General features: G+C 70.2%; 12 protein-coding genes. 5 read left to right on the plus strand and 7 right to left on the minus strand.

Annotated elements, in window-relative coordinates:
* Positions 1–3: 3 nt before the first annotated feature.
* Genes IE660_RS11385 through rsmI form a run of 5 tightly spaced genes read right to left on the minus strand, consistent with a single transcriptional unit; the run spans position 4 to position 3,947 of the window.
* Positions 4–363 carry a hypothetical protein gene (locus IE660_RS11385; protein ID WP_203568478.1) on the minus strand — a complete coding sequence of 120 codons (360 nt, stop codon included), beginning with the start codon at positions 361–363 and terminating at the stop codon, positions 4–6.
* 12 nt (positions 364–375) lie between these two features.
* Positions 376–1,311 carry a 4-(cytidine 5'-diphospho)-2-C-methyl-D-erythritol kinase gene (locus IE660_RS11390; protein ID WP_203568479.1) on the minus strand — a complete coding sequence of 312 codons (936 nt, stop codon included), beginning with the start codon at positions 1,309–1,311 and terminating at the stop codon, positions 376–378.
* A 20-nt stretch (positions 1,312–1,331) separates the two neighbouring features.
* Positions 1,332–2,174: a 16S rRNA (adenine(1518)-N(6)/adenine(1519)-N(6))-dimethyltransferase RsmA gene (rsmA, locus tag IE660_RS11395; RefSeq protein WP_203568480.1), complete on the minus strand. Its 843-nt coding sequence runs from the start codon at positions 2,172–2,174 to the stop codon at positions 1,332–1,334.
* Entirely contained in the window at positions 2,167–3,084 is a 918-nt protein-coding gene (locus IE660_RS11400; RefSeq protein ID WP_203568481.1) for a TatD family hydrolase, read from the minus strand. Before IE660_RS11400 ends, rsmA begins: the two co-directional genes overlap by 8 nt.
* Complete coding sequence (gene rsmI, locus IE660_RS11405; RefSeq protein ID WP_203568482.1) at positions 3,081–3,947, minus strand: 16S rRNA (cytidine(1402)-2'-O)-methyltransferase; 867 nt, start codon at positions 3,945–3,947, stop codon at positions 3,081–3,083. Before rsmI ends, IE660_RS11400 begins: the two co-directional genes overlap by 4 nt.
* A gap of 146 nt (positions 3,948–4,093) precedes the next feature.
* Between rsmI and IE660_RS11410 the strand changes: the two genes are divergently transcribed.
* The 4 genes from IE660_RS11410 (at position 4,094) to IE660_RS11425 (ending at position 8,681) form a co-directional block, all read left to right on the plus strand.
* Positions 4,094–5,635, plus strand: coding sequence for a dolichyl-phosphate-mannose--protein mannosyltransferase (locus tag IE660_RS11410; RefSeq protein WP_235998015.1), 1,542 nt, complete (start codon positions 4,094–4,096; stop codon positions 5,633–5,635).
* 43 nt (positions 5,636–5,678) lie between these two features.
* Complete coding sequence (locus IE660_RS11415; RefSeq protein WP_203568483.1) at positions 5,679–6,674, plus strand: LacI family DNA-binding transcriptional regulator; 996 nt, start codon at positions 5,679–5,681, stop codon at positions 6,672–6,674.
* On the plus strand, positions 6,671–7,171 hold the full coding sequence (locus tag IE660_RS11420; protein WP_203568484.1) for a hypothetical protein: 501 nt from the start codon (positions 6,671–6,673) through the stop codon (positions 7,169–7,171). Before IE660_RS11415 ends, IE660_RS11420 begins: the two co-directional genes overlap by 4 nt.
* A gap of 91 nt (positions 7,172–7,262) precedes the next feature.
* On the plus strand, positions 7,263–8,681 hold the full coding sequence (locus tag IE660_RS11425) for a uracil-xanthine permease family protein (RefSeq protein ID WP_203568485.1): 1,419 nt from the start codon (positions 7,263–7,265) through the stop codon (positions 8,679–8,681).
* Here IE660_RS11425 and IE660_RS11430 read toward each other — a convergent pair.
* Positions 8,674–9,966 (minus strand): serine/threonine-protein kinase, encoded by a 1,293-nt coding sequence (locus IE660_RS11430; protein ID WP_203568486.1) that lies wholly within the window; start codon positions 9,964–9,966, stop codon positions 8,674–8,676. The genes IE660_RS11425 and IE660_RS11430 overlap by 8 nt on opposite strands.
* A 53-nt stretch (positions 9,967–10,019) precedes the next feature.
* Between IE660_RS11430 and IE660_RS11435 the strand changes: the two genes are divergently transcribed.
* Positions 10,020–11,201, plus strand: a complete 1,182-nt coding sequence (locus IE660_RS11435) for a hypothetical protein (protein ID WP_203568487.1) — start codon at positions 10,020–10,022, stop codon at positions 11,199–11,201.
* On the opposite strand, the gene IE660_RS11440 is transcribed toward IE660_RS11435, so the two are convergent.
* Positions 11,177–12,445 (minus strand): APC family permease, encoded by a 1,269-nt coding sequence (locus IE660_RS11440; protein WP_203568488.1) that lies wholly within the window; start codon positions 12,443–12,445, stop codon positions 11,177–11,179. The genes IE660_RS11435 and IE660_RS11440 overlap by 25 nt on opposite strands.
* Positions 12,446–12,477: the final 32 nt, after the last annotated feature.

Raw genomic sequence — 12,477 nt, forward strand, 5'->3', positions numbered from 1 at the left:
CCGTCACTGCCAACCGGTGGGCGGCTGGTTCGGCGGGTATCCGTACGGCTGCTGGTTGACTGGCTGCTGCTGCGATCGTCGTCCGCTCAGCACCGCAGGCACCAGCAGGCAGGCGCCGACCAGACCCAGCAGACCGGGCAGCAGCATCATCGCTCCGTACGAGGAGTATGACCACCGCCTGTTGGGCGAGAGCATCATCTGCTGGATGACGATCAGGATGATGTCGGCCACCACGATCAGCCCCCAGCCCGACAGGGCGTACATGCGCCACGGGCGGCGGTCGGCGTGCATGGCGGCCAACACCAGCCCGACCAGCGGAGGCAACAAGGCGAGCATGGACGGCAGGGCTGAGAGGATGTTCACCCCGCCAGTCTCTCAGCTCATGGACCGGGCACCCGGCACCGGACCCTCGACGTACTTGGTGGCCCGCACCTGCTCGTGCCGGCTCAGCGCCGCAGCCACGTCCTGGGCCTGGGCCTCGGATCGCACCAGGAACGCGCAGGTCGGGCCCGACCCCGACAGCACCCCCGCCAGTGCTCCGGCGTCGACCCCGGCCTGCAGCACCTCACCGATCTCGGGACGCAGGTCGATCGCAGCCGCCTGCAGGTCGTTGCGCAGGTTCGCCGCAACCATGTCGACATCTCCCACGGCCAGCCCGTTGAGCAGCCCCTCGGGCACCGTGGTGTCACCGGGAATGCCTAGCTCGTCGAAGCGCCGGAAGACCTCCGGCGTCGACAGCCCCCCATGGGCCAGCGCGAGCACCCAGTGGTACGAACCGCGCGACAACAGTGGCACCAGGTCGGTTCCTCGTCCTCGTCCCAGCGCGTTGCCGCCGTGCAGCATGAACGGCACGTCGCTGCCCAGTTCTGCGGCAAGATCGTGCAGTTCGGACGGGCCGGTGTCCAGGTCCCACAGCATCGAGCAGGCCAGCAGGGTGGCTGCGGCGTCGGCCGATCCTCCCGCCATGCCCCCGGCCACCGGGATCGCCTTGCGCAGTTCGAGTTCCACTCCCGGTTCGGCCACGTGGAAGCGGTCGAGCAACAGGTTCGCGGCGCGCACGGCGAGGTTGGTGTCGTCGGCGGGCACGTCGGCGGCATCGCCGTTGCCCTTCACGTGCAGGTTCACCCCGGCCAGCGCTGACCGGCGTGCGGTGACCACGTCGTAGATGCTGACCGCGTGGAACACCGTGCCCAGCCGGTGGTAGCCGTCGTCGGCCAGGTCGCCGACGCACAGGGCCAGGTTGAGCTTGCCCGGCACCCGCACCCGCACCTCGTCCAACGAGGTCGGGGGATGGCTCGGGCTGCTGCTCATGTCGCCAACCTAGCCAATGGTCAATCCAGCTGTGCTGCGATGTTGGCGAACTCCGCCACGGTGAGCGTCTCGCCCCGCAGCCGCGGGTCGATGCCTGCCGCCTCGATCGCCGCCGAGGCTGCCGCACTCGACCCGAACAGCCCTGACAACGCCGCACGCAGCATCTTGCGCCGCTGGGCGAACGCGGCGTCGATCACCCGGAAGACCTGCTCGCGGCTGGCAGAGGTCTGCGGCGGCTCCCGGCGAACCAGCCGCACCAGACCTGAGTCGACGTTGGGCACCGGCCAGAACACCTTCGGTGGCACCACGCCCACCCGGGTCGCCTCACAGAACCAGGCGATCTTGGCCGAGGGCACCCCGTAGACCTTCGACCCTGGCGGGGCGACGATCCGGTCGGCGACCTCGAGTTGCACCATCACCAGACCGCTCGTCCAACTCGGGAAGCGCTCGAGCAGGTGAATCAGCACCGGAACCGACACGTTGTAGGGCAGGTTCGCGACCACGGCGGTGGGTTCGGGGCCGGGCAGTTCGGTGACGTGCAGGGCGTCGGACGAGACCACCCGCAGCCGGTCTGCTGCCTCGGGCATCCGTTCGTCGACGGTCACCGGCAACTGGTCGGCCAGCGCCTGCTCGATCTCGATCGCGGTGACCTGGGCGCCGGTCTCGAGCAGCCCGAGTGTCAACGAACCCAGCCCGGGCCCGACCTCGACCACCACGTCGTCGGCCCCCACCCCCGACAGCTGGACGATCCGGCGCACGGTGTTGGCGTCGATCACGAAGTTCTGCCCGCGCTGCTTGGTGGGACGAAGCCCGACCCGCTCGGCGAGTTCACCGATGGCGCTGGCGCCCAGCAGTTCAGCCATGCTGCGCTCCCCCGTCGGCTGCTGCACCCCACGCCCCGCCGAAGGCCGCGAAGGTGTTGGCCAGCAGTTGGTCGCACAGCCCGGCGAGCCCGTCCGGGTCACCCACACCGCGCTGGTCAGCGACGAAGCGCACAGTGTGCGGCACCAGGTAGGGGGCGTTGGGTCGTCCACGCACCGGCGCCGGCGTCAGGTAGGGGGCATCGGTCTCGACCAGCAACTGCTCGTCCGGGGTGACCGCCAACGCCTCACGCAGCGACCCCGCCGAACTGAACGTCACCACGCCGGGGAAGCTCAGCCAGAACCCGCGCTCCACGCACTGGCGTGCGAACTCGGCGTCGCCGCTGAAGCAGTGCATCACCACCCGATCGGGAGCACCCTCGGCGTCGAGCACCTCGAGGATCGCCGGGTGGGCGTCCCGGTCGTGGACGACCAGGGTCAGGTCGTGCTGCTTGGCCAGGTCGATGTGGAAGGCGAACGAGGTGCGCTGGCGCTGCTGCGCGTCGGCGTCCCGCGTGCGGTAGAAGTCGAGCCCGGTCTCACCCACCGCGCGCACGTGCGACCCGGCAGCCGCCAACGCGGCGATCGCCTCGAGGTGGGCGGGCAGGTTGTCGCCAGCGCGGGCGGCGTCGTTGGGGTGCATGGCGATCGCGGCCACCACCCGCGGCTCGCGGGCGGCCAGCTCGACGGCATACCGGCTCGAGTCGACGTCGCAGCCGATCTGGACGACATGGCTGACGCCGACCTCGGCGGCCAGGTCGAGCGAGAGCGCGGCGTCCAACCCCGAGTACTCGGTGGTCGAGTCGATGTGGGTGTGCGAGTCGGCGACCGGACGAGGCAGCGTCTCGGGCAGCCCGGGCAGCCCCGAGGCCTCGAACTCCTCGCGGGTGCGGATCGGCTCGGGCCTGCTCATCGTGACTCCTCGCTGGCGGCTGCGCGGTCGGCCAGCGCTGCCTGGTAGAGCTGCTTGCGGTGGGCGCCGGTCATCGCCGCCACCTCGGTGACGGCTGCCGACAGCTTCTCACCGTCGGCCATCCGTGCCCTGACCAGCGCCAACGCGTCGTCCGGCCCGAACTGGTCGGCGGCTCGTCCGGCCACCACCACGGTGATCTCACCGCGCGCATGGTCGAGCGCCCACGCAGCCAACTCGGCCAACCCGCCACGACGAACCTCTTCGTACTGCTTGGTGAGTTCGCGGCAGACCGCAGCCGGACGATCGTCCCCGAGCGCCGCGGCGGCGTCGGTGAGGAACTGGGCAAGCCGGTGCGGGGCCTCGAAGAAGACCATCGTGCGCGGTTCGGCCGCCAACTCGTCCAGCCGGCGTCGACGGGCCTCACCCTTGCGGGGCAGGAACCCCTCGAAGCAGAACCGGTCGACCGGCAACCCACTCACGGCGAGCGCAGTCAGCACCGCTGAGGGGCCCGGCACCGCGGTCACCTCGGCCCCGGCGTCCAGCGCGGCCCGCACCAGGCGGTAGCCCGGGTCGCTGACCAGCGGCATGCCCGCGTCGCTGACCACGACGACATCAGTACCGCGCCGCAGCACCTCGAGCAGTTCGGGGGTGCGTCCGGCCTCGTTGCCGTCGAAGTGGCTGACCACCCGGGCGCGGGTCTCGATGCCCAGCCGCTTGAGCAGCAGCGCGAACGCACGGGTGTCCTCCGCGGCGATCAGTTCGGCCCCCTGCAGGCACTCCACCAGGGCGGACGAGGCGTCGCGCCGGTCACCGATCGGGGTGCCGGCCAGCACCACCCGTCCCAATCTGGCTGCCCCGGTCATGACTGTCATTGAACCAGCCCCACTAGCATGGGCGCGTGCAGCCCGAGACGACCGACGACGCCAGCTCGTCGACCGTGCCCGGAGAGCGCGAGTTCCTGGTGCTGCCTCCCCCGCCGCCACCGCACCACCCGAGCGCGATCGATCGCCTGCTCGACGGTCCACCCAACGATCGCTGGCTGTCGTGGGCGGTCACCCTGGGCATCACCGCATTCGCGTTCGTGCTGCGAATGATCAGCGTCGACTACCCCAAGAACCTGGTCTTCGACGAGACCTACTACCCCAAGGACGCCTGGGGCCTGCTCAACTACGGCTACGAGGCCAAGATGGTCGAGAAGGTCAACGACAAGATCGCCGCTGGCCAGACCACCGGGATCTTCCTCGACGGCCAGTCCGACTACGTGGTGCACCCCCCGCTGGGGAAGTGGTTGATCGCCTGGGGTGAGTGGCTCTTCGGCTTCAACTCCCTCGGCTGGCGCTTCGGTGCAGTGGTGTTCGGCTCGCTGCTGATCCTGGTCACCATCCGGCTGGCCCGTCGGCTCGGACGATCCACGCTGGTCGGTGCGTTGGCGGGCATCCTGCTCACCTTCGACGGTCTCGCCTTCACGATGAGCCGGATCGGACTGCTCGACATCTTCCAGGCGTTCTTCCTGGTCGCCGGGGTCGCTGCCGTGGTCGCCGACCGGGACTGGTTCCGACATCGGCTGGCCGCCCACCTGACCACGGCCGGCATCCCCGACCTCGACGGCGCGTTCGGCCCGCGACTGTGGTGGCGTCCTTGGCGGATCGCTGCCGGTGTGCTGTTCGGCTGCGCCATCGCGGTGAAGTGGAACTCGATGTTCGTGCTCGCCGTGATGGGCGTGCTCAGCGTGCTCTGGGACTTCGGCGCCCGCCGTCTGGCCGGTGCCCGCCGCCGCTCCTGGTGGGCGCTGCTGTCGGACGGCATCCCCGCCTTCCTGGCCATGGTGGTGCTGGCGGTGCCGGTCTACCTGGCGACCTGGGTGCGCTGGTTCCAGACCCAGGGCGGCCACGGCCGACAGTGGGGTGCCAACAACCCCGACCACATCCTGGTGAAGATGTTCGGCAAGCCGCTGGCGTCGCTGATGAAGTACCACGAAGAGGTCTACAAGTTCCACACCGGCGACTACATGGCCCAGCAGACCCACTCCTACGAGGCCAACCCGTGGGGCTGGCTGGTGATCCAGCGTCCGATCGGCATCGACGCGGTCAACGGCATCAAGCCCGGTGAGCAGGGCTGCCCGGCCGACCTGGTCAACGACACCTGCCTGCGGGTGATCTCGGGCGTCGGCACCCCGGTGCTGTGGTGGATGGCGCTGATCGCCCTGGTCGCCGGACTGTGGTTCTGGCTCGCCGGACGCGACTGGCGGTTCAGCGTGCCGATCCTGGCCGCCATGGGCACCTACCTGCCGTGGTTCCGCTACGCCGATCGTCCGCTGTTCTTCTTCTACGCCATCTGCATCATCCCGTTCACCACCATTGGTCTGGCGCTGTGCCTGGGCAAGGCGCTGGGTGCGGCGAACTCTCGCGACCGGCGCTCAGCGGGCTGGCTGGTTGGTGCCGCGGTCGGCGGCGTGATCGCCAACTTCGCCTTCATCTACCCGATCCTCACCGACCAGTTGCTCACCCGCCGGCAGTGGAGCCTGCGGATGTGGTTCACCAGCTGGATCTGAGATGGGCAACCAGCGGGTGCGGACGGGCAGCGCGAGACCGAGCATGCTCGATGTCGCCCGCGAGGCCGGGGTCTCGCACCAGACCGTGTCACGGGTGCTGAACGGTTCCGACCAGGTGCGTCCGCAGACCCGCCAGCGGGTCGAGGACGCGGTCGTTCGCCTCGGCTACCGCCGCAACGTCGCCGCCCGGGCACTGGCCAGCAACCGCTCCAACCGGCTCGGGGTGGTCGCGGCCCACCTCAACCTGCACGGGCCGAGGACGATCGCGGCCTCGGTCGAGTCGGCCGCCCGAACAGCAGGTCTCGAGGTGTCGACGATCGGGCTGGAGGCGATGTCGGCGGACTCCCTGGCCGAGGCGCTGCGGCGCCTGCAGGACGAGTTCGTCGAAGCCGTGGTCGTCGCCGTCGCCCACAGCGCCGCCCGGGAACTGACCGACTCGCTGGCACTCACCGTGCCGGTGGTGCTGGTCGAGGGGGTCACCCCCGGCATGCCGATGGCCGCCGGGGTCGACCAGGAACTCGGTGCCCGGCTCGCGGTCGACCACCTGCTCGACCAGGGACACACCCGCGTTGCCCACGTCGCCGGACCCCGCGAGTGGATCGAGGCGCGCCAACGACGCGAGGGCTGGCTGGCCGCGCACCGTGACCGGGGCCTGGAACCGGGACGCGAGTTCGAGGGTGACTGGTCGGCCCTCAGCGGCTACCGCGCCGGGGTCGACGTGCTCAGCGATGAGCACACCACGGCGGTCTTCGTCGCGAACGACACCATGGCCCAAGGATTGCTCCGCGCCGCCCACGAGGCCGGGCGGAGGGTGCCCGATCAGCTGTCGGTGATCGGGTTCGACGACACCGCGGAGGCCGAGTTCTGCTGGCCGCCGCTGACCACCGTGCGCCAGGACTTCGCCGACATCGGCCGACGAGCGGTCGAGTTGGCCCTGCGCGCGCTGACCGGTGAGGACGACCCGACACTGCCGTTGGTGGTGCCGGAGTTGGTCGTCCGCGCCACCACGACGACAGCCACCACGACGACAGGCAGGTGACCCATGGCACGACTGCACTGGTCGACCGGCACACCCCGATCGACGAGCGGATCATCGCGGTCTGGATCGGCGGCACCGACGACCCCGACTGGGTCGAGTACAACACCGCCATCGACCCGATCGCGGTCCAGGTCGTGCTCGAGGACTCCTCGATCGAGGTCTGGCAGGTGCCCCGTGACAGCTACCGGCAGGCCCTGGCCTCGATGCACGAACTGCGCGCCAACTTGACCGGCCCGGTCGGACGAGCGCTGGTCGGCACGCTCGAGGCGGTGCAGGCCAAGGGCGCCGAGGCCGGCTTCGACCTGGGTGAGACCTACATCCTGGACGACTCCCCGCTGGTGCTGCTGACCGCGCTGCAGTCGAGCTTCGAACCGTGGCCGTCGTCGTCCCGGTCGAGCGTGCGCACCCTCGCCCCCGGTCGGACGATCCGGGTCTGGGAACAGATCGACGTGCGGCTGATGATGGCCGACATGTACGCCAAGCTGGCCGGACGCTGACCAAAGCCCGACCGCGGGGTTTCGCACCCCGCGTTGTCCCTCTACGATCAGCGCGGACGCTGTGCCGATGGGGCGCGGGTGAGGGAGAGCCATGATCTGGAGACTGCACAACAACGGACGACTCGAGCCCGGCGCGGTGGTGGCCGCCGACGAGAGGTTGAGCTGGCCCAAGACCGTGGGTCTGGGCGCCCAGCACGTCGTGGCGATGTTCGGCGCCACCTTCGTCTTCCCGCTGCTGATGGGTCTCAACCCCCAACTCGCGGTGATGATGTCGGGCGTCGCGACCCTGCTCTTCCTGCTGCTGACCGCCAACAAGGTGCCCAGCTACCTGGGATCGTCCGCCTCGTTCGTCGGTGTCGCGGCCTCGATCTACGGCCTGGGCGGCAACCCACGCCACCTCAGCGGTGCGCTGCTGGTGGTCGGCCTGGCGCTGCTGGCGGTCGGCCTGATCATCCACTTCATGGGTGCTGGGGTCATCCACCGGGTGCTGCCGCCGGCGGTGACCGGTGCGGTCGTCATGCTGATCGGCTTCAACCTGGCCTCGGTGGTGGCCGGGGTCTACTGGCCCAAGGACGAGTGGACCGCGCTGTTGGTGATGCTGATCGTGGTCGCCCTGTCGGTGGCGCTACGAGGGTTCCTGGGACGCATCGCCATCTTCTTGAGCCTGATCATCGGCTACGTGCTGAGCTTCGTGTTCGACAAGGCCTTCGGGCCGCTCACCGTCGACGGCAAGCAGGCCTACCGGGTCGACTGGACCAACGTGCAGAAGGCCGATTGGATCGGCCTGCCGCCGATGACCGACCTGACCACGTGGAAGGCCGGTGAGGTTGCCACCAACGTGGTCGGCTTCCACGCGCCGCTGTTCAACCTGTCGTTCATCCTGATCGCGCTGCCCGTGGTGATCGCGCTGGTCGCCGAGAACACCGGACACGTCAAGGCCGTGGCCGAGATGACCAACACCAACCTCGACGACTCGATGGGCCGCGCCATCGCCGCTGACGGTGCCACCTCGATGCTCGCCTCGGCCGTGGGCGCCGGTCCGACCACCACCTACGCCGAGAACATCGGCGTGATGGCGGCCACCCGGGTCTACTCGACCGCCGCCTACGTGGTCGCCGCCCTGATCGCCATCCTGTTCGGCTTCTCGCCGAAGTTCGGCGCGGTGATCTCGGCCACGCCCAACGGTGTGCTCGGCGGCATCACCGTCGTGCTCTACGGCATGATCGGCCTGCTCGGCGCCAAGATCTGGAAGGAGAACCAAGTCGACTTCGGCAACCCGATCAACCTGGTTCCCCTGGGTGCCGGCCTGATCATCGGCATCGGTGACGTCACCATGCACGTGACCGACTCGTTCGTCCTGGGTGGCATCGCGTTCGGCACCATCGTCGCCGTGGCGCTCTACCACCTGGCCAAGTGGCTGGCCCCCAAGGAACTCTCCGACGCCGCGGGTGGGGCGAACCTGATCATCGACGTACCTGGGATCTACACCGACGACGACGACGTCAGGTGAACAACATGATCAGCCCGGCCACCGCAATGCAGGCGCCGAGGATCAGCAGGCTGAGCCCGGCCGGGGTGCCCAGGCTGCCGAGTCGGTCGGTCCAACGCTGAGGCTGGCCCTGCGCACGCTGGGCCGGTGGCGGCGGTGCCCACTGCTGGAACGCAGGGCGCTGCTGGGGCATCGGCTGTTGGGGCATCGGCTGTTGGGGCATCGGCTGTTGTGGCATCGGGTGCTGCACCGGCTGCTGCTGGGGCACCGGCCGTGGCATGGGCTGCTGGGGCCGCGGCGTCTGGGTTCCTCCCCATCCCACAGGCGGCGCGCCGACGTTGCGTGAGCGCGGCCCGGTCGAGGGTGTCCCACCCGAGGGCGGACGAAGCGTCGTCGCCGCGAAGGCCGGCGGCGGCACCGCCGGCGTCGGTCCCAGCCCGGGACGACGATCCGACGGGCCATTCTCGGTCCAGCCCTCGGGCAGCGGAGGGACGATGTCGAGCACCCGCACCGGCACCGCACGCGAGGCCGGCAGCGGTGTCTCGGCCAGCCGGGAGCGGGCCTCGCTGGCGGTGGGGATCCGGTCGGCCTCGTCGGCGAGCAGGTCGGCGATGAACCGGCCCAGCGGCACCTGCGCGGCGGCCGGCGGGATGGTCGGACGCCCCTGCTTGGGCGGACGCTGGCCGGTGAGCATCTCGAGCAGCACCACGCCGACGCCATAGAGGTCCTGCCGGGGTTCGGGGTCGAGCCCCAACTCGGCCTCGGGCGACATGTAGCCCGGGGTGCCGATCACCTCACTCACCCGGGTCATCCGGGGCTCGCCGACGGGGGCGGCGATCCCGAAGTCCGACAGCAGCACGTGCGGCGGCTCGTCCGGCACGCTGTGCTCACGGGTGGGCTGCAGCATCAGGTTGGCCGGCTTCACGTCGCGGTGCACCAGACCCTGACCGTGCACCTTCTCGAGCGCGTCGAGCAACTGATCGGTGGCCTGCTGGGCCCAGCGAGGCGGCAGCGGGCCGTGGGCCCGCATCAACCCCGACAGGTTGCCGCCGTGGATCAGCGGCATGGTGAACATCACCCGGTCGTCCTCACCGACCCAGCCCAGCGGCGTGACCACGTGCGGGTGGGTGATCCGCCAGCCGGTCTCGCGCATGAACCGAAGCAGCGAGGCCGAGTCGGACTGCTTGAGCACCTTGCCGGCCTTGTACTCGCCCTCGCGCCGGTCCCAGACGCGCCAGACCACGCCGGCACCCCCGCTCGCCAGCGGGTCGACCAGCTCGTAGCGACCTCCGAAGACCTCACCCATCGCAGACCAGCATGCCAGTAGCACCGGTCCGGGGCATGCCTAGACTCGTCCCCATGATCGTCCTGGCCGCACTCCCCCGCCTTCGACGGGCACTGGCGGCCACCACGGCGGCATCACTGCTGGCCACCGCCCTGCTCACCGGCACGCCCGGTGCTGCCGCGGCCGACGACGGACGACGCGCCAAGGGCGGCACCGACGCCAACAGCGCCGCCGAGGTCTCACCCGGTGACTGGTGGGACGAACTGGGCCCCGCTGGCACTGACCAGGGGGTGCGCGTCTACCTGGTCGACCGCGGCGAACCCAATGGCGGGGTGGCCGCCGGTATCAGCCTCGAACCCCAGGCAGCTGTCGAGGACGGCATCGAGGTGAAGCTGATCCACGGCTCAGAGGTCTGCAACTCCGACCGCGACCAGACCTACGGGTCGTCGGTCGAGCCGCAGCTCAACGTGCTGGCCGAGGTCAGTGCCCGGGTGCGCAGCAGCGAGGCCTGCGCCTCGGCCCAGCGGCTCGTCCTCACCGTCGCGCGGACCAACGGCACCGACACCCGCCGGATTCGGCTCAGGGTCACCCAGACTCCGGCGGTCGCCAATGTCGACAACTACCCCAAGGTCGAGCCGACCGAGGCTGGGGCTGCCTTGACCGTCGCCTCGACCACCGAGGGCGAACCCGGCACGTGGCTGGGTGATGCCGGCACCCTCGAGTCGGGACGAGCGGTGGCCTCGTCGATCGGTGCACACCAGCGACACACCTACCGGATCGGTGTGCGGTGGGGGCAGACCCTGCGCTGGATGGTGGTGTTCCCCGAGGCCTCACCGAGCGTGCGTGAGCAGATCGAGAAGCACGGGGTGACCGCCCACTCGTGGCTGGTCAACCCGATGGGTGGTGCCGGCGCGGCGACCGAGGCCTATTCGCTGCACTCGGGCAGTGACATCAGTGACCGCACTCCCACCCAGACCGCCTACAACTCCACCCAGCGCAACAACATGCAGGGCCAGTACGTGCTGGTGGTGCAGACCCTCGGCCCCGATGGCGTCGAGTTGGCCATCCCCTACCAGTTGGTGGCGGTGGTCGAGGGCGAGGTCCGGACGAACCTGGGCCCGGACGTTCCGCTGGAGGGTCCGGTCGGGGCCGTCGGCGGTGGCATCGAGTGGCTGCCGGTCGCGGTGATCGGGCTCGGAGTCGTCCTGGCAGCGGCAGGCGGGTTGGTGCTCTACGCGGCCCGCGGTCGCCGCTGAACCACGGCCCTCACACCCAGGCCGATCGCGAGGACGACCACACCGACGGCCAGCACCCGCCAGGGCAGGGTTGCGACCAGGGTGAGGCAGCCGACGACGCCCAGCACCTGCAGCCAGCGCGGGTAGCGGCGCTGGTCGTCCGGCTGGCGCAGCGCTGACAGGTTGGCGACGCTGTAGTAGAGCAGCACCCCGAAGCTCGAGAAGCCGATCGCCCCGCGCAGGTCGACAGCGAGCACCACAGCGATGACCACGGCACCCAGCACCAGTTCGGCCCGGTGCGGCACCTTGGTGCGGGGATGCACAGCGGACAGCCATCGTGGGAAGTCTCCCTCGCGGGCCATCGCCAGGCTGGTGCGGCCGATGCCGGTCATCAGGTTGAGCAGGGCACCGGCGGTGGCCAGTGCTGCGGCCACTCCCAGGGCCACCTCAAGCTCGCGGTACTGGGCGGCGCGGGCGACCAGCACCAACGGCTGGTCGCTGCCGACCGCGGTGCCGCCGAGCACCCGTAGAACCACCACACCGATCAGCAGGTAGACCGCCAGCACCACACCCAACGCGATCACGATGGCGCGCGGGATGGTGCGGCGGGGGTTGGTGACCTCCTCGCCCATGGTGGCGATCCGGGCGTAGCCAGCGAAGGCGAAGAACAGCAGCGCCGCACCCTGCAGCACGCCGTACCACGAGGCGTCAGGCGCCGGAACCCGGTCGCCCGGCCGTTCGAGCAGGGTGGGGATGGTGGTACCCGCGACCGCCGTCCACGCCAAGACAGCCAGCACGACGGTGACGATCACCTTGGTGAGCAGGGCGGTGCGGGTCACCCCCAGGCAGTTGATGCCGGCCAGCACCGCGACCACGGCTGCCGCCAGCAGGCGACGGCTCGTCCCCGATCCCTCGCCGGGCAGCACGTAGGCGGCGAAGGTGATCGCCATCGCCGCGCACGAGGCGGTCTTGCCGATGACGAAACTCCAGCCCGCCGCGTGCCCCCACCAGGGCCCGAGAACCTCGCGTCCGTAGACATAGGTGCCGCCGGCGACCGGGTACACCGCGGCAAGTTGCGCCGAACTGGTGGCGTTGGCGAACGCGACGATCGCGGCGACGAGAAGTGCCAGCAGCAGCCAACGTCCGGCGGACGAGGTCGCTGGACCCCAGACTGCGAAGACGCCGGCGCCGACCATCGAACCTACGCCGATCGCGGTGGCGTCGAGCAGGCCCAGGCGGCGGGCCAGGGTGGGGGTGGTGCTCACTCTGGCGAGCCTAGGGCTGCACGGTGAACACT

This window comes from Aestuariimicrobium ganziense (genome assembly GCF_015352975.1).
Taxonomy (GTDB): domain Bacteria; phylum Actinomycetota; class Actinomycetes; order Propionibacteriales; family Propionibacteriaceae; genus Aestuariimicrobium; species Aestuariimicrobium ganziense.